Genomic DNA, 25,124 nt, shown 5'->3' on the forward strand with positions numbered 1-25,124 from the left:
GGGGTTGACACTCGTGCTGGAGCACACGATTATTCGTGCCCAGTCGGATGGAGATGGCTCTGGAAATGTCCCACGAGGAGCCATCCGTAAGCCCCGAATAGTTAGCCGAACGGTAAGGCCGAAGCAGGACAACGTTGATACTACCGAGATTGGACACGGAGTGGGGAGGCGTTGAAAACCCAGTAAGCGCGCCGGGCTGCTCTCAGCAGACCGCGATGCTGGAGCGTGGACCTCAAGGGTTCACAGCCTGACTTCGGACTCTTCCACTGTCCACCACCGCCACCTGACCTAGGGGCGGCTGGCAAACCTTCACGCTCCTGAGCAGCCCGGCGCACGTCCCATCGCCGAGAGTCTTTGGGCTCGCCTGTGTACCCAGGAGTACAGAATGCAGACAACTAAAAAATTGGACATCGACCATCCTGCCATCGAGCTTCTCTCCTATTACATGGGGCTGCTTAACCCTGTGCAAGACATTTTGGAGAACCTGTACCGTCTCTCTTTCGAGGAGGGGAGGTTCGGTAATTCGGAATGGTCGAGCACACTCGCATAGGGCTTGAGCACTATGGAAGTTGTTTTGATTCCGATGGAGACAATTTACGGTAATCTTCAAGGTCGTCCACCAGAAAATTTGGTACTACACGCAGTTCGGGAGCGGCAGGTTCAAGAGGACCAATGGCTGGAGGTGCTGTTCTGATGCCCAGCCCGTTTCTGAAGCAGCAGCAGGGCGCATTACTGCTCAAAGCAGCCCTTCTGGCTGGGCTAGAGGCCAACTTGGTCACCCTGCTACGCGATGCAGGAGCGGCATGAGCAGCTCACCCGGCGCTACGAGCGCCTGAGCGAGCTGCACGCGCAGAGCGAGGAGGAACTCGATGACCTGGAGAATTTAGTTCTGGAACCGTTACGCGAGGCGCAGGACGTGCTGCTGCGGCTCGCTTCCTGATGTGAAAGAGGGAGCCGGTATTCGCCCGGCTCCCAATCCTCTGAAAGACCCGGTACGTTAAAGCCGAGCGAGTAGCTTGGCCTTGAACGCCTTGAACTCTTCGTCGCCCAGCAGGCCCCGCTCCCGCATCTGGGCCAGGCGCTCCAGTTCGTCCATCACGGAGGGGGTGGCGGTTGGGGTTGGACCTGGGAGGGGTGCGGGCGCGTGGTCCTGCACGAACAGGTGCCTGAACTCTGCCAGATGGTCAATGACTTTCTGAGCGTTCAGGGCTCCGGAGTGAACGCTTAGGCCGCCCCACACCTCGAACTTCACTCGCTGCTTGACGCCGTTGATGCGGCAGATGACGACCACCGTGTTCTTAAGCCGGTGAACGTCGTTGTCGGCACCCCCGGCTATGAGACTACGCACCATGCTGACCTTAAAGTTATCGAGGTCGAGGTCATAAATGTCCAGGTAGGGAATGCGCAGGACGGTGGGGAGCTTCAGCCAGACCAACTCCTCCTGCCCCAGATACAGGTGCCCGCCATCAATGATGTCTGGGAGACCAGGGTAGCCACCGTGGTAGTTGGCAGAAACGTTGAACTTGACGACGGCAGGGACGTGCTGGGCCAGAAGAGCGTCCTGTTCAGCTTTACGGGCAGCCTGCTCGGCTTCGGCCACCTTGCGCTGCTCCTCGGCCTGCTGCTGGTATTCAGCCAGACGTTTCTGGCCCTCGGTGCCCAGTTCGGCGGCGACTTCGGTTGCCTTCTTGCCGATTTCCTGAACTTTCTTCCAAAAGGACATTTTGTTCCTTTACTTAATTGTCACATGTCTGCTGGCTAACGCTGACGAGAGAAGGCGGGAAAAAGCCGACCCAGCCTGACTTCTTTGCAATAAGTAGACTACCAGCCAATCCAGAATCCTGTGATTCTCAATCGACCTACAAGACCAATTAAGCCGATAATGAGCATGATGCCCAGGATACCGGCAACCAGTGCTAGAACAAATTTAGCAATGAGGATAACACCTGCGACAGCCAGGACAATCAAAGTGGTGTAGAATAGTAGTTTCAGAAGGACCCTAAAACATCCCATCTAAGTCTTCCATCCCATCTCATTTACAGTATTTGACGGCGGCAAATGCCTGTGCGAAGCCTTGGGGTTGGAAGGTGTAATCCAGTTGCTGCTTTACAACGGCCCCATCGCGTCGCGGCTGAATACGAATGACTACCTTCTTGCCGTCCATTAAACCCTGCGCGATGGCATTATTGGCATTCATGTCGTAGAAGAGCAGGGATTCAGGACGAAGCTTTCTGTTGAGCCATGCCGAATCAATGTCGCCCACGGTCGCGGCTTGTGAGGTTCCCACGCGGTAGGAGACGGCGTAGAGGTCATCTATCTGTTTGTCCAGTTCATCCCTCGACTCGATGGGTGTGGTGGGCAGCAGGGCGTGCTTGGTAGCGATGCCGAACAGCCAGCCCTGCCCAGCAGCGCACTTCATGCTCAGGTATGTATTGCTGCCCGTATCGTTCAACTCGTCGATGAAGACGATGCTGAGGTTGGCGTCGTTCATCGGGTCCTTCTGATAGCTGTAGAAGACTTTCGTGCCGGGAACGCGAGTTTCAGCCTGGGCCACGGTGGCAGCGCCGAGGCCGAGCAGGGTGAGGACAAGCGTAGGAAGGGTTCGACTCCTTGAGATGGTCATATGTTCGGCGGCACTTTAATCGACGCGGCGGGGCTGCGTGGACGAATATGCGTCCTCTTGAGAAGTTTTCGCGGTGGCTACCCCCGATTTGAAGCAGGTACACCCCCAAGGTTCAGCTCCCTGTGCCTCCTTTCGGCCTGGCCAGCATCTCCAGTTCTGAGTATTCGGCTTCGAGCAGGGCTGAGCACGTTCGATGGTCGTGATGCGGCTTCTCCAGATGCACCTGCTCCGGCCCCTCCAATTCTTGGTCGTAGTGGGGGAGTAGCATCATGGGCATGAGCACCAACACCGAGGCACGAACCAGCTCCCCACAGAAGTCCGAGAAAAAGCTCGTGCTGGATGCTCGTGCTGTAGCCCAGGACGTGCTGGAGAAACGTCATGCTGTATTCGCCGGACTTGCTAAGCGGTAACGGTGCTCTCGCAAGTTGTGGCACTTCAACAGCTTGCCCAACGCCTGTAACTCCGTTGCGAGGGTCGTGGGAAAGGAGGCGTGCTGGATTTGCGGCCCAGCACGCTGCCCTCCCAGCAAGGGGTTAGTTGCCCTGCCACCCGGCGGGCCGTGACAGAACGGCCAGGAGAGGATGTTCCTCTTCCATCTGGACCCGCCGCCGCTGGTGCTGGGCGAAGAGCCGAGTTAGGTGAGCCAGCTCTGAGCTGTTCAAATCGTCGTCACTGTCCGGTGCCATCAACACGCTCAGGGCGTTGAGGTTGGTCAGGACTTGCAGGTATGCCTGAGCCGCGGGAATGGGAACGTCGCTTTCGGCAAGGCGGGCACGAACCTGTTCAATAAAGGTGAAGTACATGGGGTTCCTCCAAAAGGAAAAGCCCCCGGCCAGCCGAGAGGCGGACCAGGGGTCGAGAGACTTATGCAGATTTTTCGTTGCTATGGACGGCGTTATTCAGGAATCCACTGAACGATTTCCGGTCGTTGTATCCTCAGAGCCTTTAAACCCGCTCTAGGACGGCTTTCTCACGTATGCACGAGGAGCGGTATCGTGTGCTCCCCAGGGGTTTTGACAGGAGCGCAAAGCCGTATTACACTGTCTAGGACGGCATTTGCGAAGTTGGTGGAGCAAGGGACGACTGAAAATCGTTGGGTCGCCGGTTCAAGTCCGGCCCTGGCCACCAAACGAAAAGACCCCGTACTGAACGAGGTCTTTTCGCTTTTGAGCTACTGCAAAGGGGAAGGCATAAGGGCTGTATAACGCCCAAATCGTCCTCTCCGAACAGCCCAAAAAGCGGTGAAATCAGCAAACGATTCGCTCCGACGGAAAGGACTTCCTTCAGGACAGCCGCCGCGTGGCCAAGAACACCCTCATCTCCTACGAGAGCGCCCTACGTACCTTCGCGAACTACTGCGAGGCCCAGGGCGTTTTTCACGTTGAGGCGCTGAACCGGAAGCCACTACGGTTCCTGCTGTCTGGCGACCGGGGCGCGGGCATGACCGTCATGGCAGGTCTACGTATCAAGGAGCTGACGGTGTGGGGAGAGCTGGACCGTGGCCTGATCGGGGCGCCGCGGGCCGGGTCTATACCACTCCGGTGACCTCCTGGGGGGAGGGTGGCGAACCGGGAAGTGGCGGTGCAGCCGGGGTTGGTTGAGGAACGGTCGACCGTCAGGGTTTGGGCGGGCAAGCCATCACAGGCGTCATGTCGGTGACGCCCTTGAGCTTTGTGGCCGCGCCGCTGGAAGTCACGTATACCGCTCCATCGGTGCCGGAAACCAGCTTGCCGCACAGCACCGCCCCCCCCTGCTGGGTCACCAGCTGGTAAGGCTTGTCGGCGGGAATCAGGCTGAGCAGCACGCCGAACAGCAGGAGGGCCAGAGCGACGGTGGAAACCTGCTGGGACTGGAGTAGCCGCCGGGCAGCCTCGAAGTTCCGCTGCGCGGTCTGATTGCGGTACAGCTCCCCATCAGTGTAGCTGACGACCGGGGTGACCTGGGCCGCCAGGGTGGCCAGATAGCGTGCGACCAGGCCGGTGGCCAGCGCGCCAAACAGCAGCGTCACCACCCCCTCCTGCTGTCCGCCCTCCAGCTTCCCGATTTCCGAGGGTAGAAAGGCCAGGCCGCCAATGGAGAACGCGCCAAGTGCCCCAGTCAGAAACGTCGCCCAGGTCGTCGCGGCCGTGCTGATCGTCCCCGAAGCCTCGAAAGGGAGTTGCTGTGCGGCGGCCGTCCACTTGTCGGCAATTTCCCTGGGGCTGAGCACCTGGGCGGTAACCTCGCCCGCCATCACGGCCCCCGCATGCCAGGAATACGCAGCCCGCAACCCGTTTTGCCCTTTTTATGGGTTTCGTCACAGAAGCAGCGAAACTCGACGGTGGCGGGGGGGCTGTGAATCAGTCGCCCGCTGCTGCCGGGAAAAGCGGACGGTGCCAGGGAGACTGTCGCCTCCACCTCAAGTTCCGTTTCGTGGCGACACCTGGGGCACCGACCTTTTGTTTGCCACCGGTGGGTCCCCGGCACCTGCTGCCATGTCCATTGATTCAGTTCGTCCAGCCACCGTTGATCGGATGCGTTTTCGTCGTACGGAGTGGCGGTTACCCTTCCTCCTGCCGAATCTGCCATATCCCCTCCTGGCGATGGTCGGGCGCTCTTTTCAGCCTCTCCAGGGTCGTTGGTGCTTCCGGTGTGACCCGACGCGCGTTGGCCTGGGCTCCTCTGGTCCCTGCCAACCGCCAGCTTGAGCGCCCTGCCCGCGCTGCGCTGCTGGAAGAATGGGGGGTGTACGACGAATGCGCTCTGCGAAGGGCCTCCGGCGACGACTGGGGAACCGTGTCACGGCACGCTTTTCCGGAATTCCTGAAGACAGCTTAAGCAGGCCGGGATGGGACATGCAACTGCCGGTCAAGGTCATGGCCGGGTTGGGGGATCAGGCTTTTGGCGACAACCTCAAGCAGAAGGACGGCAAAGCCCCGTCTGAACAGGGGAGCCTGATTCGTTACTGGCATTTAAGCGCGGACTGGCATTCAAGCGCGGCAGAATCCTCGTCCCACAAAAAAGGGACGGGCGACGCCGGGGTGGTGCCGGGATGAAAAGGCCTCGCTGCGCGCGAGGATTGGCCCTGCGAGACGATGTTTTCCCGCTCTAGCCCTGATCCTCCTCTTCCCGCACGATCTGGAGCACGCGCTCGCGGATGCTGCGCTCCTCGCGCAGGTAGCGGCGGGCGCTCATCTGCACGCCGATGGCGGCGACGACCTGCCCGCCGTGGCGGTACGGGACACCGAGGGTACACTGGCCGGGAATCCATTCCTCGATGGCGTAGGCGTACCCCCGGCGCCGCACCCGCGCGACCTCGGTGCGCCACTCGTCCAGGGTGGTGATGCTGCTCTGGGTCGGGGCGGCGAATTGACGCGGCTGAAGATCGGCGTGGGCATACAGAATCTTGCCGCTGGCGGTGGCGGTCGCGGGCAGATAGATATCGAGCGGCTGATCGATGTCGGCGTCGGGGTGGCGTTCGCGAATGGCGCAGACGACCTCCTCACCTTCCAGAATGCACAAAAAGGCGACCGAACGCACGTCCAGCGCCAGGCGGGTGATCAGCGCGCGGGCGTCCTGAAACCAGGGCAGCGCCGAGGTCAGGTGCGCGCCCATCTCCGCGATGTGCCAGGAGAGGCGGTATTTCCCGGCGGGCGTGCGGCGCAGGAATCCGGCCTCGGTCAGACCGGCGAGGTAGGCGTGGGCGGTGGCGCGGGGAACATTCAGATGCGCCGCCAGCGCCCGCACGCCCCATTCGGGCTGTTCGGCGCTGAACGCACCCAGGATGCTCGCGGCTTTCTGTAGGGACAGCACGTGTCCAGCGTACACGGACAGGACAGGGAACATTCCAAGCTGGGCAACGAACGGTCACCCTGGCGGGCCGGGCAGGGCTTCCGGGTCGTCGGCGTCCAGGGGGTGCAGCGCCGTCTGGATCAGGTAGGGCCGTTTGCCCGCGCGCTGGCCGTCCTGCAAGACGAGCAGCTCGCGCAGGGTGTTGAGCGCCTCCTGAACCTGGCGGGCAGTCCCGTCGTCCAGCCACAGCACGCCCATATAGTCCCCGCCGATATGGTGCTGACGGAAGGCGGCATAGGTCCGGGCGTCGGGCATGAACGTCTCCGAATGCACCTCACCCTCTGTACTGCGGTAGAGCAGCCGGGCATTCAGGTCGAGGCGGGCCAGGCCTCGCGCCCCGGCCCGCGCCCGCAACCGGTCAAAGGGCCGCCCGTGCCGGAGAATCTGTGCCTCCAGGTCCGCGAAGGGCGTCAGGTGAAAGGGCACCCGGAAGCCGCCCGGCGCGCGGTAGAGCCGCACGGGCCGCCCCGCCCGCCGCCGCTCGCCCGCCTCCTCCAGCAGGCCCGCCGCCACGAACTGCCGCACGCGGTAGAGCATCCGCTCCACGCTGACGCCCGCCTCGCGCGCCGCCTCCGCCGCTCCCAGCGTCCGCCCGATGAAGGGTTCGAGGTGCCGCAGCGCCGCCGGGTCGCTGAGCAGCCGGGCCTGTTCGGGCGTCGTCACCTCGAACCACTCGCCCCCGAAAGAACCCAAAACGGTGTGCGGCATTTTCAGCAGGGTACGCCGGACGCTGGGGGCATGACCAGCACCGCTCCCGCTCTCCGGCTGCCCCGCGCCTTCTGGACCTACTGGGCGGGCGTGACCCTCACCGCGCTGGGGGACGCGGCCGTGTACGTCGCCCTGCCCTTCCTGGCCCTCGCCACGCATCCGGCCGAGGGCGCCGGGGCGGTCGGCGGGGTGGTGCTGGCGGGGAGTCTGCCACGCTTTCTGGCGCCGCTGCTGGGCGGACTGGCTGACCGGCTCGCCCCCCGGGGGCTGCTGGCCTTCAGTGCGGGGCTGCGGGCGCTGGCCGTCGCGGTGGCAGGACTGCTGGCGACCAACGGAACACTCCCGCTGGCGGCGCTGCTGGCCCTGGCGTTTCTGAATGGGCTGCTGTCCACGCTGGCCTATGCCACGGGCAGCGCCCTGGTGCCGCGCCTGGTGGCCCCGTCCCTGCTGGCCCGTGCCAACAGTCTGAACAGCGGGGCGCTGATGGGGGCGCCGCTGCTGGGCTACGGCCTGGGCGGCCTGCTGATTCACCTGCTCGGCGCGGGCGGCACGCTGCTGGTCAGCGCCCCGCTGATCCTGGGGCTGGCGCTCGCCACGCTGGCCCTGCCCGCTCTGGCGGGGGCGGGGGACCGGGTTCAGCCCCTCGCGGATCTGCTGGAGGGCCTGCGCGTGATCCGCCGGTCGCCGCTGCTGCTGGCCCTGCTGGGGATGAGCTTCGCGCTGAACGCCGCCATGAACGTGATGAACGTCCGCGCGCCGCTGCATATGACCGCCCTGGGGCGGGGCGCTCCCGACTATGCGGCCTTCGAGATGCTGATCTCGGGGGGCGTGCTGGCGGGCATCGCGCTGGTCACGCCGCTCGCCGCGCGCTGGAGCCTCGACGCCCTGATCGGGGGGGGCCGCTGGGTGCTGGTGGTCGGTGCTCTGGGATTCGTCTTCACCCCCGTGCCGGTGTGGTGGGGCGCCGCCGTGGTCTTCGGCCTGGGGCTGGGCCTGCTGGAGGTCGCCGCCACCACCCGCTCGCAGCAGATCGTGCCGGACGGCCTGCGGGGGCGGGTGATCGGGGCACTGATGGGCGTGAATGCGCTGGGCCTGATGCTGGGGGCGGCCCTCGCGGCCCGGCCGCTGGGGACGCCTCCGCTGATGCTGGGGCTGAGCGGGGCGCTGGCCCTGCTGGCCCTCACCTGGCCGCTGGCGATTCGGGCGAACCGGCGAACGCCTCACCCGGTGGGCCACGTCCGCCCGGCGGAATGAGGGGCGGCGGCCCTCATTCCAAATTGCGCCCCTTCGCGAGAATCAACCGAGCGGACTTGCAAAGCTGCGCAGCAGAGCGAGCAGCAAAACGTACCGGCTGGCGGCGATGGACCATGAGCGGGTCAGCCTCTGGCGCTTCCGGCAAGACAGGCGAGGGGCCGCCCCTGAGCCTCCGGCCACTGGAGAACATCCGGCGCTCTTCCGGCTGTTCTGGAATCAGAGCAAGTCGGTATCAGCCGTCCTCGTCCGTCGGTTCCTTGTGGGGCAGCATGGGCGTGAGGCGGGCGTGTTCGTCCGTCGGCGTGACGTTCTCCCGCTCTTCCTGGCTGGGGCCGGTGTCCAGGCCGCTGATGACGACCTCGCCCTGCCCCTGGTCCTGCGGGGTCTGGGCCACGCGGTTCGGCTGGTCTGGATAGTCTGGCGCCCGGGTCATGCCCCAGGGTACGCCAGGCGCGGGCGCGGGTGGTGTGGAGGGTTCATACCCGCAGCACGCTGTGGTCGCCCACCACGATCTGGAGGCCGGTGTCGCTGGGCGCGGCGACGGTCGCGCGCCGCCCGATCACGGTCCGGACGAGCGGGCGGGTGGGGCGCCGGACGGTCGCGGCCTCGTCGATCAGGGTGTCCGAGAGCGTGGCCCCCTCCACCTGCGCCTGCGGGCCGATGCTGACATTCGGGCCGAGGGTGCTGCCGCGCACGCTGGCCCCCGCGCCGATCAGGACCGGGCCGATCAGCGTGCAGTCCTGCACGGTGGCGCCCGCCTCGACCACGACCGGGCCGCTGAGGTGGCTGCCGCTTACGTCGCCGTCCACGCAGGGGGACAGGCCCGCCAGAAAGTGGGCGCTGGCGGTCAGCAGGTCGGCGGGCGTGCCCGCGTCGCTCCAGAAGCCGGAAAAGGACACCGCCCGCACCCGTCCGCCCGACGCGATCACCCGCAGCAGCGCCTGCGGGAACTCGATCTCGCCGCGCTCGCTGGGTGTCAGGCGAGCGACCTCCTCCAGCACGTGCGGGTGAAAGGCGAAGACCCCGCAGGCGGCCAGGTCGCTGGCCGGTCGGCGCGGTTTCTCGTCCAGGCGCGTGAGCAGGTCGTCCCGCACCACCGCCACCCCGTAGGCGCTGGGATCGGGCACGCGCTTCACGCCCAGGGCGGCGTCGGCATCGTGCAGGGCTGCGGTGAGGGGCGTCAGGGCGTCCGCGAAGAGGTTGTCTCCCAGGTACAGCAGGGCTGGGCCGCCCTCCAGAAACTCCCGCGCGGCGAGGACCGCGTGCCCGGTCCCGCGCGGTTCCTCCTGTCGCAGAAAGGTCAGCGGTCCCTCGCCCCGGGTGGCTTCGCGCAGGGCCGTCTCGCTGGCGGGGCTGCTGACCACCGCCACTTCCTCCACCCCCGCCGCCCGCAGTGCCCGCACCGCCCGCGCGATGATCGGCACCCCCGCGATGGGCACGGCATGTTTGGGCCTGCCCGCACTGACAGGAAGAAGACGGCTGCCACGACCAGCAGCGAGGATCACGCCTTTCATATGAGTAGACCGAGTATAGCGGCCCATGTGTGAGAGAGCGGAGAGCGTGAAAAGCTTCACGGCTGGGCGAACCGCTACCGCGTCAGCGCCTCCTCCAGCGCCTCCGCGAAGGCGTCCTCGTCGTCGAGCCAGGGGTAGTGTCCGGCGTCGAGGACGGTCACGTCGGCGCCGCCGAGGTCAGCGAGCCACTCGACCTGTTCGGGGTAGCTGCTGCGGTCGTGGACGCCCGCGATCACGAAGAGGGGACGGCGCAATTCCGGCAAGAAGGGCGGGTACTCGAACTCCCAGAGGCCCTGATTCACCAGGGCTTCCTGCACCTCGCCGCCGCCGATGAGTTGCCCTTCCGCGTCGGTGAATTCCAGGCGCATGCGGCTGGCGCTGTCGCGGAAGTGCAGGGCGTTGAGCAGGTCGCGGGCGTTCAGCAGAGTGAAGGCGGCCTCCACCCGCGCCTCCCCGACCGGGGGGTACTGGCCTTCGGGGGTGCGGGCGCGCACGGCGTCGGCGGGGTCGTCGAGGGGCACGCCGCGCATGGCCGAGGCCTCGCGCAGCAGCGTCAGCGCGAGTTCGGGGAAATGCACCCAGGGATTGACCACGATCACGCGGGCGGTGCGCTCAGGGTGCCGCCGGGCGTACTCCAGCGCCACCAGCGCGCCGAAGCCGTGGCCCAGCGGTACGAGGCGCTCCGCCCCCAGGTGCTCGCGCAGCGCCTCCAGGTCGGCCACCAGGGTGTCGAGGTCCAGCTTGTCGCCCCCCTGCTCGGTTTCCGAGAGCGGCCCGCTGCGGCCCGAGCCGCGCTGGTCGAGGTACACCACCCGCCGCCCCGCGAGCCGCTCCCCGAACAGTTCGCGGAAGGAGTAGCTGTTGTAGCCGGGGCCGCCATGCAGGAACACGATGGGGGCCTCCGGCGCGTCCTCCGGGCCGGTCACCTCGAAGTACAGGTCCGCGCCGTTCAGGCGCTCGGAGTTCGGCTCGTCCGGCGTGGTCATGGGGGCATTGTAGGGGGGAGAGCTTAGGACTTACGCGAAACTGTGTTCTGGGTAGGGGTGGAAAACCACGTTTTCCTGTTTGTGGTGGCTTCGCCGTCCATCCCCGCTGCCAGCGGCTCTGCGAGTCCCGGCCTCTCGCGGTACGAGCTGTGCCAGTCCCCTGCAAGGGGCTGGGCGATGCAGATAAGTCTCTCATCTTTGCAAAGGATGTGGCTGCTGTTGCGTTCGAGCCGCGTTGGGAGGGCGTTTGCGCTCCCCCCTCCCAGCCTCCCCCACAAGGAGGGACTCGCAGAGCTGCCCAGCGGAGGAGCAAAAACCCTTCACACGCACTCGGCTTTTGAATCGCGTCAGTCCTGAATTGGGAATCGCCGCGCCGTTCCCTCAGCTTCCCGCCAAGATCCGCCTCACGGGGCGGCCGCGGCTCCTCCGCTACGCTGCGCCTATGACCCCGCTGCCTCCTGATGCCGTGCCCCCTGCTGATGGGTCCCCGGACGCCGCGCCGCAGGGCATCGCCTTCACGCTGGAGGGCGTGGACGAACTCACCTTCGCGCGGATTCTGCGGGACGTGCTGGGAGACGCCGCCTTCGCCCGGCCCCTCCAGGTGCAGGCGCAGGAACCGCGTCCGGGCCGCCCCGCCCGCCTGACGCTGGTGTTCTGGCCGCAGGACCGCACGCGGGCGGTGCAGGCGATGCAGCGCCTCAAGACCCTGCTGCTGCGCCAGGGCGTGCAGATCGATACGGTGCGGGTGCCGGGGGAGAGCTGAGGCGCTGTTAAGAGAGCCTAAACCGCGTTCGTTACCCGCCCTGCCCACTGTGGCCCCTACGATGGCGAGAAACAGGCTCACGCCGGGAGACAAAGGCAGACCTCATGGACCAACGCATCCTTCTCATCGAAGACAACCCGGACATTACCCGTGTCGTCCAGTACGAACTGGAACAGGCCGGATACCGGGTGCTGACCGCGCCGGACGGAGTCACGGGCCTCACCAGCGCGCGCGAGAACAGCCCCGACCTCGTCATTCTCGACCTCGGCCTGCCCGACTTCGACGGCGCCGAGATCGCCCGCCGCCTGCGCAAGACCAGCAGCGTCCCCATCATCATCCTGACCGCGATGGACGCCGTGGACCGCAAGGTCAACCTGCTGGAAGCGGGCGCGGACGACTACATGACCAAGCCCTTCCACCCGGAGGAACTGGTCGCCCGCGTCAAGGTGCAGCTCCGCCACCAGCAGCACGGCGAGGTGATCAGCATCGGCGCGCTGGAAATCCACCCCCAGAAGCGGCTGTGCCACTACAACGGCCACGAGGTGCGCCTCTCGCCCAAAGAATTCGACCTGCTGACCTTCCTGGCCCGCCAGCCCGGCCGCGTGTACTCGCGTCAGGAAATCGAGCGTGAGGTCTGGAACGGCGAGCTGCCCAGCAACTCGAACGTGGTGGATGTCCACATGGCCAACATGCGCGCCAAGCTGCGCGACCTCGACGGCTACGGGATCATCCGTACGGTGCGGGGAATCGGGTACGCGCTGAAGACGCCCTGAAGAAGGCGGAGAGCGGGCGGGAGGACCGGTCCTCTCCCTCAAACGTAGGCATCAAAAAACGCCATCACCCGGTTCCAGGCGTCCTCGCTCGCCACGGCGTCGAAGGCGGGGCCGGGGTTGGCGAAGGAATGGCGCGTGCCGGGATAAATCTTGATGCCGTTGGGGATGCCCGCCGCGTCCAGTTCGGCCCGCAGCACCTCGCCCTGGCGCGCCGTCACGTCCTTTTCCGGGTAACTTCCCACCACCGGGCAACTGCGGCGCACGGCCTCCAGTGGGCTGGGGTTGAAGCCGTAGTAGGGGGCGATGGCTTTCACCTGACGGTCGGTGCAGGCCAGCGCGATAGCGAGGCTGCCACCCATGCAGAAGCCCACGGCGCCCAGCCGGGAAGGGTCCACGCCCGGCAGTTCCCCCAGCACTTCCAGGGCACGGCGGGTGTCGCGCACGCCCTGATGCTCCAGCGAATTCAGGAAAATCCCCGACAGCATCCGCGTCATGCAGACCAGGCGGTTTTGCCCGGCGAAGAGGTCCACCGCCAGCGCCACGTATCCCGCCCGCGCGAAGCGGTCCGCGACGGCGCGAATGCCTCCCATCAGGCCGAAAATCTCATGGATGACCAGCACGCCCGGCGCGTTCCCCCGGCTCACGGCGGGGCGGGCCAGATAACCGGACAGCAGGCGGCCTTCGGACGGGAACTGGAGTTCTTCCGGCATGACGCACCTTACCCCCGCGTGGTGCAATGCGGCCATGTCTGGCGTCAACCCCACCCTCACCGCCATTCCCGGCTTTCGCGTGGGCCACTGGACCGATCCGGTCGGCCTCACCGGCTGCACGGTCATCCTCTGTCCCGACGCGGGCGCGGTGGCCTCCGCGAGTTTCCTGGGGCCGAGTCCCGGCACCCGGGAGGGCGTGCTGCTCGCCCCCGGGAAGAAGGTGGAGCGCGTCCACGCCCTGCTGCTGACCGGCGGAAGTGCCTTCGGCCTCGCGGCGGCGGCGGGCGTGGTGCGGGTGCTGGAGGAACGCGGCGTGGGCCACGAGACGCCCTGGGCGCGGGTGCCCATCGTCCCGGCAGCCGTGATCTATGACCTGGGCGTGGGCGACCCGGGAGCGCGTCCCGGCGAGCGGGAAGGGGAGGCGGCGGCGCGGGCGGCCTCCAGTGACCCGGTGCCGCGGGGACGGGTGGGCGCAGGTATGGGCGCGACGGCGGGCAAGTACCTGGGCGTGGGAGCGGTGCCCGGCGGCCTGGGCAGCGTGTATATGGAGCGGCACGGGGTCCGCGTGGGCGCGCTGGCGGTGGTGAATCCCATCGGGGACGTGCTGGACGAACGGGGCGGGGTGTTGGCCGGGCCAGGCGTGGGGCCGGGTGCCCTCGCTTTCACGCCGGGCGAGATAGAAAGCACGACGCTGATCGCCGTCGCCACCGAACATACCCTCACCAAAGCCGACGCCCGCCGCTTCGCCGACGCCGCGCAGACGGCGCTGGGCCGCGTGATCGCCCCCAGCCACACCTTCTGGGACGGGGACAGCGCCTTCATGCTGAGTTCCTGCACCCTGCCCCCCGCCGACCCGCTGCTCCTCGGCGCCTTGGTGCAGGAGGCAGTATGCGCGGCGGTGCGGGACGCGGTGAGAAGTGCGGCTGGCGCTGAGTGATTTGTGTAATGTACTCACATGAGTACGAAAGACTATGTGCGTGACCTGCGGGCGGTGATCGGCCCACGCCCGGTGAACTTCGTGGGCGCGGCGGGCCTGATTCAGAATGAACGCGGCGAATTGCTCTTGCTGCGGCGGGTCGGCTCCGAGCGGTGGGGGCTGGTCACGGGCATCAGCGAGCTGGGCGAGGCGCTGGAAGAGACGCTCCGGCGCGAGATGCGGGAGGAAACGGCCCTGACGCTGCACCGGGCCGAACTGCTGGACATGCTCAGCCCCGACCGGCTCAGTCAGGTGGCGAATGGTGACCGGTTCTATTCGTACACGGCGCTGTTTCGCGTGACCGAGTGGAGCGGTGACCCGGTGCCGGACGGCGTGGAGATCGCGGAACTGCGGTTTTTCCCGGCGGGCGACCTTCCGCCCCTGACGCGGCTGGGCGAAAAGGCCAGAGAGGTCCTGGCATGACCGCCTCCAACTACGTCCGCGACCTGCGGGAGCTGGTCGGCCCGCGCCCCGTCAACTGGGCAGGCGTCTGTGCCCTCGTCGTGAGCACGGCGGGCGAGGTGCTGCTGCAACGCCGCAGCGACACGGGCGGTTGGGGAACGCTGGGCGGCATCGCGGAACTGGGGGAGGCACTGGAGGACACCCTGCGGCGCGAATTGCTGGAGGAGGCGGGGATCACGCTGCGCGGTGCCGAACTGCTCACCATCGTGAGCGGCCCGGACACCTACCAGAAACTCCCGAACGGCGACGAGTTCTATCAGGTGACGGCCGTTTACGTGGTGCGTGCCTGGGAAGGCGTCCCGCTGCCCGACGGGGACGAGGGCGTGGAATTGCGTTTCTTCCCGCTGGAGGCGCTGCCTGAGCGGCTTGGCCCGGTCGACAGGCGGGCGCTGGGGCTACTGCGGGACGGGACATGATCGCCCCCTCCGTCACCCACGCCCCGCCGGGCTACCCCTGCCCGTTCTGCCTGCTGGCTGCGGGCATCGTGAACGAACATGTCTGGAGCAGGGAAAGCGACATCGTGTACCGCGACGAATGGGTGATGGCGTTCATCGCCGCGAAGCAATGGGCTGGCACGCTCGGTCACGTCCTGATTGTTCCCGTCGCGCACTTTGAGAACCTCTACACCCTCCCTGATGAACTCGGCGCACGGATTCATGCGCTTTCGCGCCGGGTCGCGCTTGCCATGAAGGCGGCGTACGGCTGTGCGGGCGTCAGCACCCGGCAGCACAACGAACCGGCGGGGCAGCAGGACGTGTGGCACTGCTGGCCTGGTGACGACCTGTACGGTACGCGCGGTTCGGACATGCCGCCCGGGGAGCGGGCTGGGTACGCGGCCCACCTGCGCGCCCACCTGTCCTGACCCTCATCCCCGTGTCAGCGTCAGCCGCATTCCCGTCAGCCGGAATCCGGCGCGGCGCACGTTGCGTTCGCTTCCCGACCCGGGCCGCACGAACACGCTGGCGAGGTCGGCCCCCAGCCGGGCGGCCAGATGCAGCCGCGCGGCGAGCAGCGCCGTCTGCACGCCCTGGCACCGCCACGCCGGAAGGGTGGCCGCGCTGTAGCACGCGGCGACGCCCTCCCACACGCTCAGGGCCGCGACGCCTGCGGGCGTGCCTTCCACAACGGCGAGGAGGTGGTGAGGCCCGGCGAGGCGGGCATTCAGCCGCGAGATCACCTCGCTGCCCGGTCCGAAAGCCTGAGCGGCGAGGTCGGCCCAGACCTGGGGGTCGGCGTCCTGCTGGACGGGCAGCGCCGGGGGTGGGGGGAGGTCGGTCAGCGCGTGCGTGTACAGGTGCAGCGCGCCCGTCAGCGTGTAGCCGCGTGAGGCCAGCAACGCGAGCAGATCGGGCGCGGCGCAGGACAGCAGGTGCAGCGTGGCGGGCTGCGCGTGGGCCGCGCTGAAGGCCTCGAAGGCGGCCAGGTCACCGTCCGTCGTGGGGCCGGACCCCGCGTGCCAGGCGGTGTTCACCGGCAGGTCCGGCCCGGCGTGAACGGCCACCAGCGGCCCGAAGTGCTGCACTTCTCCGAAGGCGCCGTACCGGGCGTGCCCGGCCGCCTCCACGTGGGCGAGGCGAGGGAGGAGGTCGGCGGTCATCTTCCCAGCGTAGCGGTTTGCTCCTCTCCTGGCCTGGGTCCTGGGTATGAAGATCAGAGCAACCGCAACGTCCAGTTTTGGAGGTGCTCGGCCCGGTCAACCCCTCAGTCAGCTTTGCTGACAGTTCCCCTCAAGGGGAGCCAGGGGCTCAATTTGCCTTCTGGGAAGCTCAATCTGTTGCTGAGGGGAGGTGGCCCGAAGGGTCGGACTCGTAGAGCTGCTTGCAGAGGGGGTTGCTTGCTACTTTGCGGTAGCCGTAGGGCTTCAGCTTTGGCAGCGTCGGGCGTGGGTTCTCCGCGCGCTAGCCTGGGGTATGGCCCTCCCGACTTTGCCCGAACCCGCGCCCGCCCCGGAGTCCGGTCCGCCGCGTCCGGTCAGGGCGGGGGAGCGGTCGCTGCTGCCGGACGTGCTGCGGGGGCTGGCGCTGCTGGGCATCCTGATCATCAACGTGCAGGACTTCGCGGGGTTTCGCGAGTGGACGCAGACGGGAATCGACCGCGTGGTACAGGTCTTCACCGACATCTTTTTCAACGGGCGCTCGATCAGCCTGTTCGCGATGCTGTTCGGGTGGGGCGCGGCGGGGATGCTCGCGCGGTACGGGGTGGGCACGCTGGCGCGGCGGCTGGCCGTGCTGCTGCTGATCGGCGCGGCGCATTTCGTGCTGGTGTGGCACGGGGACATCATCTCGACTTACGCGCTGCTGGCGCTGGCACTGCTGCTCACCGGCGGGATGGGTGCCCGCCTGCTGGTGACGCTCGCCGGGGTGCTGGGGGCATGGTGGCTGGGAAAGGAGCTGCTGGCGGCCTTCGCGGCGCTGGGGAGTCCCCGGCCCCGCTTCGACGGCCTGCCCGACCTGGTCCCAGGCATGAGTTACCTGGAGGTGGTGGCGGGGCGCGCGGCCACGTTTGTCGACAGCCTGATCGGGACCAGCCTCTACAACGGGGCCTGGCTGATCGCGCTGTTCTGTCTGGGCGCCGCCGCCCAGCGCACCGGGCTGCTGACCCGCCCGCAGGAGCAGGTGCCCCTGCTGCGCCGCCTGGCCGTCTGGGGGCTGGGCCTCGGGCTGCCGCTGGGCGTGCTGCTCGCCTGGCTCAACACGCGGGGGGACTTCGCGGCGGGGCTGCTGGCGATCCCGGTCCGGATGGGCGGCGGGCTGGCGACCGCGCTGGGCTACGTGGGCGTGCTGGGGCTGCTCACCGTGCGTGGGCGGCTGGGGCCGCTGCGGGCCTTTGCGGCCAGCGGGCGGGTCGCCATGAGCAATTACATCGCGCAGAGCCTGATCATGACCACCTTCTTCTACCCCTACGCGGGGGCGCGCTTCGGGACGTGGGGGGCCGCGCCCGCCGTGCTGCTCGCCTTGATCGTGGGCCTGGCGCAGGTGCCGGTCAGCGCGTGGCTGCTGGCGCGCTTCGGGACCGGCCCACTCGAACGCCTCACCCGGTTGCTGGTGTATGGGCGCGGGGTGAGGCGGGAACCTCCGGCTTCCTGAGCGCGTAAACGGAAAAAAGCGCCTTCCCTTCCGGGTCGCCCGCCTCAAATGAGTGCTGGTGCTCATTTCTCACGCGCTGGCAGTTCACTATAGAGGCCCATGAAGCGGCAGGTCATCTTCCTCTCATCCGTCCTGTCGTGCGGTGTGGCGGGGTCCTGGGCGGCGGCGCAGGCGGACCCGTTTCAGCGCGCGGCTCCGGCGCAGGCCGCGCCCAGCCTGCGCGGAACGCCTGCGCCCACCGCAGCGGCCCCCACGCCGGGCAACCTGACCGGGGCGCCGAACCTGACCTTCGGCGCCCCACGTTCCAGCAGTGACGGCAGCCAGACGCGGGTGGTGTTCGACCTCGTGCCGGGAATGGCCTATACCCTCACGCCGACCTTCGGGGGCCTGCGGGTGGACGTGCGGGGGGCGCGGGTGCTGCCCGCCGTGAGTGCCCGGCTGGGGGCCAGCGTGACGGAGTACCGGGCGGGCGGCGGCCAGGTCACGCTCGTCACGCCGTTCCCGCTGTCGTTGACCGAGGGCTGGCGGGCCAGCGAGGCGACCCTCGCGGCGGGCACGCGGGTGCTGATTCTGGACTTCGGGCCGACCCTCTCGGGCGGGGCCAGTGCTCCCCTGCGCGCCCTGGTCCGCATGACCCCCACCGCCACCACGCCCGACGCGAGCCGCGCGCTCACCTCGCCTCTGAATCTCACCTCACCCGTGACCGGTCCTTCCCCGACCGGCACACCCCAGACCGTTGCGGCTCAGACCGTTGCGGCACCGACCAGCGTGTCTCAGACTGCGCTCCAGACCAGCGCGCCGCTCGCGGACCAGCTGCCGCCCGGTGACGCCGTCCCGACCGCGCCCAGGGGCAGCCTGCCGCCCCCCGCGCCCGCCCTCCCCGGCCAGGACCCCGACAAACCCAGTGCGCTGGCGGGCCGCGCGCCGGGGAACGGGCAGGCGGGGGCGGCCCTCACGCCGCCGCGCGTCGGGAAGAATCCCGGGATGACGCGGGTGGTGCTGGACCTGCCGCCGGGGACCACGTACCGGGTGTCGCCGGGCGGGGTCGGCCTGCGGCTGGACCTCTCGGGGGTCAGCGCCAGTGCCCAGATGGGGCAGGACATCAGCCCGGAGCTGCGCGGCTGGCGCTACGAGCCGGGTGCGGACGGCGTGACGGTGACGCTCCTGACGGGAACCCCGCTCACGGCCCGCAGCGGGTGGCGGGCACAACTGGTCCCGCCCACGCCCGGCAGCGACCGCTCGCGGCTGGCCATCGACCTCTCGCCCGCCCTGGCCGACCTCACGCCGCTGACGCCACGCGAACGGGTGGTGGCGACGGTGCCCCTGCTGCCCGCGGCGCGCGGCACGGCGATCCTGGCCTTCAGCACCAGCATGGTGCAGCCGCGGGTGGTGATCGATCCCGGGCACGGCGGGAGTGACCCCGGCGCGGTCGGCGCGGTGGTGGAGAAGCAGGTCACGCTCGACGTGGCGCTGCGGGTGCGCGACCTGCTGCGTCAGGCGGGCGTGGACGCGGTGCTGACGCGCGACAGCGACCGCGAGCTGAACCCCGTCAAGAACACCGACCTGGTGATGCGCGCGGCGATGGGCGGCCCCGGCACCCAACTGTTCCTGAGCATCCACGTGAACGCGATGCCCGCCAGCAACGCCCTGCACGGCTACGGCGTGGAGACGTGGTGGAACCCCAACCACCCGCTGTCGAACAGCTTCGCCGCCCTGATCCAGAAGAACGTGGTGGCGGTGACCGGCGCCTTCCCCCAGGGCCTGCGGAACAACCGTTCGCTGGCGGTGCTCCGCAACAGCCGCATTCCCGCCGCGCTGGTCGAGATCGGGTACACCAGTCACCCGGTCGACGGCCTGAACCTCAAGGACACCAACTACCTCGACCGGGTGGCGCTCGGCATCGCGCAGGGCATCCGCGAGGCGCTGGTCACCGGCATCACGGCCGGGGGCGCCGTGGGCGGGGCCGGGAAGTAACCGGCGCGTCAGCTCCGGGCGGGGGTTTCGGTGCTGGCCGCGCTGGCCTTGTACACCAGCGGCATGATCGTGAGGCCCTGCACCGCGATGGTGAACAGCACGACGGCGTAGGTGGCGGTGAGCAGGTGCATCCGGAAGGGGCTGTCCGGCAGGCTCAGCGCCAGGCTGATCGCGATGCCGCCGCGCAGGCCCCCCCAGGTCAGCAGGCGCACGGTGTAGGCGCCGTAGCCCTCGCGGGCGCGCACCAGCAGGAAGGGGAGCGCCACGCTGACCCAGCGGGCGGCCAGGGACACGCCGATCAGGAGGACGCTGGCGAGGAGCTGCCGTCCGGTCGTCCGGGTGAGCAGCACGTCCAGGCCGATAAAGGCGAACAGCAGGATGTTCAGCACCTGATCGGCGGTTTCCCAGAAGCCCTCGACGTGGGCGCGGGTGTCCGGGCTGAAGGCCTGCTCCTTCACGGCGGAGATCACCAGCCCGGCGACCACCATCGCCAGCGGGCCGCTGACGCCCAGCGCGGTCGCCGCGACGTACCCGCCCACCACCAGCGCGAGCGTGAGCAGCACCTCCACCGCGTGCTGCTCGATGGACCGCAGCATCAGGTATCCCACGCCTCCCAGCAGCGCCCCGAACAGCATCCCGCCCAGCGCCTCCCGCACGAACAGGCTCAGGGCACCCAGAACGCTCGGCTCGGCGTGGCTGGGCCCGATCCCCGCCAGGCCCGCCAGCACCAGGAAGATCACCACCCCCACCCCGTCGTTAAACAAGCTCTCGCCCGCGATCAGCGTCTCGATCTGGGCGGGCACCCGCGCCCGCTTGAGCAGGTCCAGCACCGCTACCGGATCGGTCGGGCTGATCAGCGCGCCGAACAGTAGCGCCCACATCAGCGGCACGTGCAGGCCTACCAGCGCAAACACGAAATACGCCCCGAACCCGATCAGGAATGTGCTCAGCAGCGTGCTCAGGATCGCCAGCGTCAGGATGCTGACCCGCTGCCGCAGCATCTGCCCGGCATTCAGGCTGAGCGCCCCGGCAAACAGCAGGATGCTCAGGATGCCGTTCAGCACGAAGTTGGTGAAGTTCAGCGTCTCCAGCAGCCCCGCCGCCCACCCGCGCAGCCCCGGCACGCCCAGCGCGTCCAGCGCCATCAGCAGCAGGCTGGCCACCGTGCCTGCCAGCGTTACGCCGACCGTCGTGGGAAAGTGCAGCAGGCGCTCGTTCAGGTACGCCAGCACGGCGGTCACGCTCAGCAGGAAGGCGAAGGCGGTCAACATGCCGCCCACTCTAGCCGCCAGAATCAAGAAACCTCCCGCAAAAGGCAGCGGGAGGTGTCTCAAAGTCTAACGGTCTAACTGCTCAAAACCGGCCCTGCTCCGGCTTCTCCAGCCGTCAGACGGTTTGACGGTCAGACCGTTAGACGCTGGCTCAGTCGCGTTCGCGCTCGCGCTCGGCGTTCAGTTGCGCCTGGAGCTGGGCCTGCTTCTGCCGCACGTAATCCTGGTGAAAGCGGCCCTCGTCCATCAGCTCCGTGCCGACGGTCAGCTTGCCGGTCGCCAGTTCGCGCATCGCCTGCGTGACCAGGTTGCGCGTCCGCACCCGCTGCTCGACGGGCAGCACGCTGGGCGCCCCCGAACGCAGTTGCAGGGCACGTTTGGCCGTCACGACCGACAGCCGGTACTTGCTGTCGGTCAGGGAAAGCAACTTGTCGATATCCTTCTCGGCCATCTTCAAAACCCCTTTCCAGGCGGCGGCCCCGGGCACGTCACCTGTCTTGCCGCGCCCCTCCGGACGCTCTCAACCAGGCAGTCTACCCCGCCGGAGCCGATCAACACCAGCGATAGAGGCACATCCTCTTTAACCCCCTCTGCTCCGCCGCTCTGCGAGTCCGGCCCTGCGGGCCACCTTCCCTTAAAACGCCTGCTGTGAAATGCGGGGCTGGTGGGTAGGGCGCGCAGAACCTTTTTTCTCGTCTGGCACGAGGGCGAGCTTCGCCCGCCACCCCCCTCCCCGACCCTCCCCCGCAAGGGGGGAGGGAGCAAGAGAACACGTCTGGGACGAGGAATCTTCTATTGCACATCAAGCGTTCAAAGGGAGGCAACAGCATGAACGTCTTGGGGGCCATCCCTGGCTCCCCTTGAGGGGAGCTGTCAGCGAAGCTGACTGAGGGGTTGACTGGAGCGCAACCGGACATTGCGGTCGCCCTGGCACATCCTGCCCTGGGCTGGGGCCGTTCACCTATCCGTTAAGACGTTTGGCCGATGCCGCACCGCACGCTGTCCCGTAGGCTGCTCCAGATGTTCGGCAATCCTCCCCCTCCACATGAGCTGTTGACCGCTGTGGCCGCGCACTACGGCCAGACCCCGGACACCCTGACCGACCTGGGGAGCTTCGAGAATCAGGTCTACGCCTTTTCCGCGCCCCAGGGCGGGCGGGTGCTGCGGCTGGTCCACAGCAGTCACCGCAGCGAGCGGCAGGTCAGGGCCGAACTGCACTGGCTGACCTTTCTGGCAGAGGGGGGCGTGAGCGTCGCGCCGCCGGTGCCGGATGCCCAGGGCGAACGGCTGCACGTCTGGCCGGACGGAGCGGGCGGGGCCTACTTCTCGGCGGCCTTTGTGCGCGCGGCGGGCGAACGCGCCAGGCCCGCCGAACTGACCGTCCCGCAGATGCGCGCCTGGGGCCGCCTGCTGGCCGAACTGCACGAACGTACCCAGGCGTACCAGCCGGAGGACCCCCGGGGCCGCCCCACCTGGCAGGACGACCCCTACATCCGCGACCGGCACGCGCTGGCGGCGGCCCTGAGCGTGCCGCTGGACCCCGGCATCCTGCCGCGTTTCGACGCGCTGGTCGCGGAACTGGCCGCCCAGCCCGCCACGCCGGACCGCTTCGGGCTGGCCCACAACGACGCGCACCCGGGCAACTTCCTGCTGCGGGGCGAGCAGCTCACCCTGTTCGATTTCGACGACTGTGCCCACAACTTCTACGTCAACGACCTCGCGATGGCGCTGTACTACGGCGTGGGGGGCGCACCAGACCGCGAGGCGCTGGGCAGGCACCTGTGGGCGAACCTGCTGGCGGGCTACCGCGAGGTTCGCCCGCTGGACGAGGCCGACCTGGCGCTGGTGCCCGCCCTGCTCAAGCTGCGTGAGGTGGACCTGTACCTGCTCCTCCAGAGCAAGTGGGACCTGGCGCGACTGTCCGAGGCGCAGCAGCGGACACTGGAAGCCTACCGCCACAACATCCTGGGAGATATCCCTTACCTGAACTTCCTGCAAGCCTGCGCCGCCGGTTGAGGGGAGGGGGAAGCTCCCCTCGACCGCCTACGAGAACAGTGCCCCGTACTTCTCCCGCAGGTACTTCAGGTACGGCTCCACCGTCAGCGGCTCCCCGGTGGCCCGCTCGACCAGTTCATTCGGCGTGTAGAGGCGGCCCGGCGCGTACACGTTCTCGCGCAGCCAGCCGTGCAGGCGGCCGAAGTCGGCGCGGGCGAGGTCGGCCTCCAGCCCCGGATTCGCCCGCTCGGCGGCGGCGTAGAACTGCGCGCTGAGCACGTTGCCCAGCGTGTAGCCCTGGAAGGCCCCGCCGATGTTGCCGAAGTACCAGTGGACATCCTGAAGCACGCCGTTTACGTCGTTCTCGGCGCGCAGGCCCAGGTTCTGCTCGTAGGCGGCGTGCCAGGCGTCGGCCAGGTCGCGCACGGCCAGGCGGCCTCCCAGCAGTTCGCGCTCCAGCTCGAAGCGGGTGATGACGTGCAGGTTGTAGGTGAGTTCGTCGGCGTCGGTGCGGATCAGGGAACGGGCGACGGTGTTCACGGCGCGGTACATCTCGCCCTCGGTCACGTCCGCGAGCTGTTCGGGGAAGGTGTCGCGGAGCTTCCCGAAGTACGCGGCCCAGAAGGCCCGGCTGCGGCCCACCAGATTCTCCCACAGGCGCGACTGGCTCTCGTGGACGCCCGCGCTGACGCCGCCGCCCAGCGGGGTGCCCAGCAGCTCCTCCGCCACGCCCTGCTCGTACATCGCGTGGCCGGATTCGTGCAGGGTGGAGTACAGGGCCTCGGTCAGGTCGTTTTCCTTCACGCGGGTGGTGATCCGCAGGTCGTGCCCGCCCAGCCGGGTCATGAAGGGGTGGTGGGTGAGGTCCTGCCGCCCGCGCGTGAAGTCGTACCCGTAATCGCGGATCACGGCCTCTCCGAATTTCAGTTGCTCCTGGCCCGGGTAGCGGCGGTGCAGGAAGTCGGTGCGGGGCGGCTCGGCTGCGGTCACCGCCTCCACCACCGGCACCAGCGCCGCGCGGAGGGCAGAGAAGATTTCGCCCACCTGTGCGGCGGTCATCCCCTCGTCCGACTGGTCGATGAAGTAGTCCAGCGGGTCCGCGAACTCGGGAAAGTAGCTGGCGGCCTGGAGGCTGAGGTCCAGGGTCTTTTCCAGGTACGGCACCATCCGCGCGAAGTCGTTCGCGGGGCGCGCCCCGGTCCAGGCGGCGTAACTCTCGCCCACGTGCTGGCTGAACTCCGCGACGAACCGGGCGGGAAAGCGGGTGGCTTCCCCGAACTCCTTGCGGGCGACCGCGAGCGTCCGCGCCTGCACAGGGGACAGGTCGTCCCGGCCCGCCAGTTCATCAAGCCGCCGCCCGTAGGCCGCGTCGGTGGCCCGCTCGTGCCGCAGGCGGGCGAGAAGCGCCTGCTGCCGCGCCCGTCCGCCCGCTGCGCCTGCCGGAAGATAGGTGCTCTGGTCCCACCCCAGCAGCGCCAGGGTGCCGCCCAGGTCGGCGAGTTCCTGAAAGCGGGTTTGCAGTTCCGTCCAGGCCGCGTCGGTCGGCGTCTGAGTCATGGGGGCAGCGTACCCTGTCCGGCGCGGGAGCGCCTCCGCGTTCTGGCCGGGGCCGGGCAGCGGCAGAATGAAGGCGTGACCGACGAGCAGCTTTCCCGCCGCCTCTCGTACCTGCTGCGCCACGCGCCCGGCGAGCTGGGCGTGACGCTGGAGCCGGACGGCTGGGCACCCGTGCAGGCCGTTCTCCGCCATCTGCGCGTCTCCCGCGAGCAACTGGAACGGGTGGTCGCCACCAACAACAAGCAGAGGTTCTCGCTGGACGGCGACCGCATCCGCGCGAATCAGGGGCACAGCGTCCCGGTCGATCTGGGCCTCACGCCCGCCGTCCCGCCCGCGCGGCTCTACCACGGCACGCACCCGGCGGCCCTGCCTGCTATCCGCCAGGAGGGGCTGCGGAAAATGGGGCGGCACCACGTCCACCTCTCGCCCGATCCCGAGACGGCCCGGCGCGTGGGGGCCAGGCGCGGCGTGCCGGTGGTGCTGGAGGTGGAGGCCGGAGCCATGCACGCCGCCGGGTACGTCTTTTACCTCAGCGCGAACGGCGTGTGGCTGGTGGACGCGGTCCCGCCGGAGTTCCTGGCGTTTCCCTGACGCCGCCCGTGACGCGGCGCTCATGCAATGCCCGCCGCCGCGGCGCACAC

General features: G+C 68.1%; 29 protein-coding genes and 1 tRNA gene. 16 read left to right on the forward strand and 14 right to left on the reverse strand.

Going from position 1 to position 25,124, the window contains the following annotated elements; genetic code table 11:
- The first annotated feature begins 790 nt into the window (after positions 1 to 790).
- Positions 791 to 940 carry a hypothetical protein gene (locus E5F05_RS21280; protein ID WP_164973386.1) on the forward strand — a complete coding sequence of 50 codons (150 nt, stop codon included), beginning with the start codon at positions 791 to 793 and terminating at the stop codon, positions 938 to 940.
- 57 nt (positions 941 to 997) lie between these two features.
- Here E5F05_RS21280 and E5F05_RS21285 read toward each other — a convergent pair whose 3' ends face one another.
- Together E5F05_RS21285 and E5F05_RS07265 are read right to left on the reverse strand one after the other, a co-directional pair.
- Positions 998 to 1,723, reverse strand: a complete 726-nt coding sequence (locus E5F05_RS21285; RefSeq protein ID WP_184117673.1) for an SHOCT domain-containing protein — start codon at positions 1,721 to 1,723, stop codon at positions 998 to 1,000.
- A 309-nt stretch (positions 1,724 to 2,032) separates the two neighbouring features.
- Positions 2,033 to 2,623: a hypothetical protein gene (locus E5F05_RS07265; protein ID WP_129117975.1), complete on the reverse strand. Its 591-nt coding sequence runs from the start codon at positions 2,621 to 2,623 to the stop codon at positions 2,033 to 2,035.
- A gap of 275 nt (positions 2,624 to 2,898) precedes the next feature.
- Between E5F05_RS07265 and E5F05_RS21895 the strand changes: the two genes are divergently transcribed.
- The gene (locus E5F05_RS21895) at positions 2,899 to 3,033 is read left to right on the forward strand and encodes a hypothetical protein (RefSeq protein ID WP_260177432.1); all 135 of its coding nucleotides are present in this window, start codon (positions 2,899 to 2,901) and stop codon (positions 3,031 to 3,033) included.
- Positions 3,034 to 3,156: 123 nt separating this feature from the next.
- Here E5F05_RS21895 and E5F05_RS07270 read toward each other — a convergent pair whose 3' ends face one another.
- A complete protein-coding gene (locus E5F05_RS07270) occupies positions 3,157 to 3,426 on the reverse strand; it encodes a hypothetical protein (protein WP_129117976.1) in 270 nt (89 codons plus the stop codon).
- A gap of 248 nt (positions 3,427 to 3,674) precedes the next feature.
- Between E5F05_RS07270 and E5F05_RS21290 the strand changes: the two genes are divergently transcribed.
- Both E5F05_RS21290 and E5F05_RS07275 read left to right on the forward strand, forming a co-directional pair.
- Positions 3,675 to 3,751 (forward strand) — tRNA-Leu (locus E5F05_RS21290).
- A 171-nt stretch (positions 3,752 to 3,922) separates the two neighbouring features.
- Positions 3,923 to 4,168, forward strand: coding sequence for a DEAD/DEAH box helicase family protein (locus tag E5F05_RS07275; RefSeq protein WP_129117977.1), 246 nt, complete (start codon positions 3,923 to 3,925; stop codon positions 4,166 to 4,168).
- 70 nt (positions 4,169 to 4,238) lie between these two features.
- Here the strand turns inward: E5F05_RS07275 and E5F05_RS07280 are convergent, their stop codons facing one another.
- Positions 4,239 to 4,856, reverse strand: a complete 618-nt coding sequence (locus E5F05_RS07280; RefSeq protein WP_129117978.1) for a hypothetical protein — start codon at positions 4,854 to 4,856, stop codon at positions 4,239 to 4,241.
- 601 nt (positions 4,857 to 5,457) lie between these two features.
- On the opposite strand from E5F05_RS07280, the gene E5F05_RS07285 reads away from it, so the two are divergent.
- Positions 5,458 to 5,658 carry a hypothetical protein gene (locus tag E5F05_RS07285; protein WP_129117979.1) on the forward strand — a complete coding sequence of 67 codons (201 nt, stop codon included), beginning with the start codon at positions 5,458 to 5,460 and terminating at the stop codon, positions 5,656 to 5,658.
- Between the two features lie 52 nt (positions 5,659 to 5,710).
- On the opposite strand, the gene E5F05_RS07290 is transcribed toward E5F05_RS07285, so the two are convergent.
- A complete protein-coding gene (locus tag E5F05_RS07290) occupies positions 5,711 to 6,415 on the reverse strand; it encodes an IclR family transcriptional regulator (RefSeq protein ID WP_129117980.1) in 705 nt (234 codons plus the stop codon).
- 54 nt (positions 6,416 to 6,469) lie between these two features.
- On the reverse strand, positions 6,470 to 7,162 hold the full coding sequence (locus tag E5F05_RS07295) for a hypothetical protein (protein ID WP_129117981.1): 693 nt from the start codon (positions 7,160 to 7,162) through the stop codon (positions 6,470 to 6,472).
- Between the two features lie 30 nt (positions 7,163 to 7,192).
- On the opposite strand from E5F05_RS07295, the gene E5F05_RS07300 reads away from it, so the two are divergent.
- Positions 7,193 to 8,416, forward strand: coding sequence for an MFS transporter (locus tag E5F05_RS07300; protein ID WP_129117982.1), 1,224 nt, complete (start codon positions 7,193 to 7,195; stop codon positions 8,414 to 8,416).
- A 232-nt stretch (positions 8,417 to 8,648) separates the two neighbouring features.
- Here the strand turns inward: E5F05_RS07300 and E5F05_RS07305 are convergent, their stop codons facing one another.
- The 3 genes from E5F05_RS07305 to E5F05_RS07315 all read right to left on the reverse strand — a co-directional run bounded on the left by E5F05_RS07305 (position 8,649) and on the right by E5F05_RS07315 (position 10,916).
- Positions 8,649 to 8,849, reverse strand: coding sequence for a hypothetical protein (locus E5F05_RS07305; RefSeq protein ID WP_129117983.1), 201 nt, complete (start codon positions 8,847 to 8,849; stop codon positions 8,649 to 8,651).
- A gap of 43 nt (positions 8,850 to 8,892) precedes the next feature.
- Entirely contained in the window at positions 8,893 to 9,930 is a 1,038-nt protein-coding gene (locus E5F05_RS07310; protein WP_221274459.1) for a sugar phosphate nucleotidyltransferase, read from the reverse strand.
- A gap of 74 nt (positions 9,931 to 10,004) precedes the next feature.
- Positions 10,005 to 10,916, reverse strand: coding sequence for an alpha/beta fold hydrolase (locus E5F05_RS07315; RefSeq protein ID WP_129117984.1), 912 nt, complete (start codon positions 10,914 to 10,916; stop codon positions 10,005 to 10,007).
- Positions 10,917 to 11,358: 442 nt separating this feature from the next.
- On the opposite strand from E5F05_RS07315, the gene E5F05_RS07320 reads away from it, so the two are divergent.
- Together E5F05_RS07320 and E5F05_RS07325 are read left to right on the forward strand one after the other, a co-directional pair.
- Positions 11,359 to 11,679 (forward strand): hypothetical protein, encoded by a 321-nt coding sequence (locus tag E5F05_RS07320; RefSeq protein WP_129117985.1) that lies wholly within the window; start codon positions 11,359 to 11,361, stop codon positions 11,677 to 11,679.
- 104 nt (positions 11,680 to 11,783) lie between these two features.
- Positions 11,784 to 12,452, forward strand: a complete 669-nt coding sequence (locus E5F05_RS07325) for a response regulator transcription factor (protein WP_011529345.1) — start codon at positions 11,784 to 11,786, stop codon at positions 12,450 to 12,452.
- A gap of 38 nt (positions 12,453 to 12,490) precedes the next feature.
- Here E5F05_RS07325 and E5F05_RS07330 read toward each other — a convergent pair whose 3' ends face one another.
- A complete protein-coding gene (locus tag E5F05_RS07330) occupies positions 12,491 to 13,162 on the reverse strand; it encodes a dienelactone hydrolase family protein (protein ID WP_129117986.1) in 672 nt (223 codons plus the stop codon).
- A 34-nt stretch (positions 13,163 to 13,196) separates the two neighbouring features.
- Here E5F05_RS07330 and E5F05_RS07335 point away from each other — a divergent pair, with 34 nt between their 5' ends.
- Genes E5F05_RS07335 through E5F05_RS07350 form a run of 4 tightly spaced genes read left to right on the forward strand, consistent with a single transcriptional unit; the run spans position 13,197 to position 15,462 of the window.
- The gene (locus tag E5F05_RS07335) at positions 13,197 to 14,099 is read left to right on the forward strand and encodes a P1 family peptidase (protein ID WP_129117987.1); all 903 of its coding nucleotides are present in this window, start codon (positions 13,197 to 13,199) and stop codon (positions 14,097 to 14,099) included.
- An 18-nt stretch (positions 14,100 to 14,117) separates the two neighbouring features.
- The gene (locus E5F05_RS07340) at positions 14,118 to 14,561 is read left to right on the forward strand and encodes an NUDIX hydrolase (protein WP_129117988.1); all 444 of its coding nucleotides are present in this window, start codon (positions 14,118 to 14,120) and stop codon (positions 14,559 to 14,561) included.
- Positions 14,558 to 15,016, forward strand: coding sequence for an NUDIX hydrolase (locus tag E5F05_RS07345; protein WP_129117989.1), 459 nt, complete (start codon positions 14,558 to 14,560; stop codon positions 15,014 to 15,016). Before E5F05_RS07340 ends, E5F05_RS07345 begins: the two co-directional genes overlap by 4 nt.
- Complete coding sequence (locus E5F05_RS07350; RefSeq protein ID WP_129117990.1) at positions 15,013 to 15,462, forward strand: HIT family protein; 450 nt, start codon at positions 15,013 to 15,015, stop codon at positions 15,460 to 15,462. Before E5F05_RS07345 ends, E5F05_RS07350 begins: the two co-directional genes overlap by 4 nt.
- A gap of 3 nt (positions 15,463 to 15,465) precedes the next feature.
- On the opposite strand, the gene E5F05_RS07355 is transcribed toward E5F05_RS07350, so the two are convergent.
- Positions 15,466 to 16,197 carry a GNAT family N-acetyltransferase gene (locus E5F05_RS07355; protein WP_129117991.1) on the reverse strand — a complete coding sequence of 244 codons (732 nt, stop codon included), beginning with the start codon at positions 16,195 to 16,197 and terminating at the stop codon, positions 15,466 to 15,468.
- A gap of 313 nt (positions 16,198 to 16,510) precedes the next feature.
- Between E5F05_RS07355 and E5F05_RS07360 the strand changes: the two genes are divergently transcribed.
- Both E5F05_RS07360 and E5F05_RS07365 read left to right on the forward strand, forming a co-directional pair.
- Positions 16,511 to 17,686: a DUF418 domain-containing protein gene (locus E5F05_RS07360; RefSeq protein WP_129117992.1), complete on the forward strand. Its 1,176-nt coding sequence runs from the start codon at positions 16,511 to 16,513 to the stop codon at positions 17,684 to 17,686.
- Between the two features lie 99 nt (positions 17,687 to 17,785).
- Positions 17,786 to 19,660, forward strand: a complete 1,875-nt coding sequence (locus E5F05_RS07365) for an N-acetylmuramoyl-L-alanine amidase (protein WP_129117993.1) — start codon at positions 17,786 to 17,788, stop codon at positions 19,658 to 19,660.
- An 8-nt stretch (positions 19,661 to 19,668) separates the two neighbouring features.
- Here the strand turns inward: E5F05_RS07365 and E5F05_RS07370 are convergent, their stop codons facing one another.
- Both E5F05_RS07370 and rpoZ read right to left on the reverse strand, forming a co-directional pair.
- Positions 19,669 to 20,931: a cation:proton antiporter gene (locus E5F05_RS07370; protein ID WP_129117994.1), complete on the reverse strand. Its 1,263-nt coding sequence runs from the start codon at positions 20,929 to 20,931 to the stop codon at positions 19,669 to 19,671.
- 151 nt (positions 20,932 to 21,082) lie between these two features.
- Complete coding sequence (gene rpoZ, locus E5F05_RS07375) at positions 21,083 to 21,382, reverse strand: DNA-directed RNA polymerase subunit omega (protein WP_026332496.1); 300 nt, start codon at positions 21,380 to 21,382, stop codon at positions 21,083 to 21,085.
- Between the two features lie 569 nt (positions 21,383 to 21,951).
- On the opposite strand from rpoZ, the gene E5F05_RS07380 reads away from it, so the two are divergent.
- Positions 21,952 to 22,947, forward strand: a complete 996-nt coding sequence (locus E5F05_RS07380; protein WP_164973387.1) for a phosphotransferase enzyme family protein — start codon at positions 21,952 to 21,954, stop codon at positions 22,945 to 22,947.
- Between the two features lie 27 nt (positions 22,948 to 22,974).
- Here the strand turns inward: E5F05_RS07380 and E5F05_RS07385 are convergent, their stop codons facing one another.
- Positions 22,975 to 24,483, reverse strand: coding sequence for a carboxypeptidase M32 (locus E5F05_RS07385; RefSeq protein ID WP_129117996.1), 1,509 nt, complete (start codon positions 24,481 to 24,483; stop codon positions 22,975 to 22,977).
- 75 nt (positions 24,484 to 24,558) lie between these two features.
- Here E5F05_RS07385 and E5F05_RS07390 point away from each other — a divergent pair, with 75 nt between their 5' ends.
- The gene (locus E5F05_RS07390; protein ID WP_129117997.1) at positions 24,559 to 25,074 is read left to right on the forward strand and encodes an RNA 2'-phosphotransferase; all 516 of its coding nucleotides are present in this window, start codon (positions 24,559 to 24,561) and stop codon (positions 25,072 to 25,074) included.
- The last annotated feature ends 50 nt before the right edge of the window (positions 25,075 to 25,124 follow it).

The organism is Deinococcus metallilatus (genome assembly GCF_004758605.1).
GTDB classification, from domain to species: Bacteria; Deinococcota; Deinococci; order Deinococcales; family Deinococcaceae; genus Deinococcus; species Deinococcus metallilatus.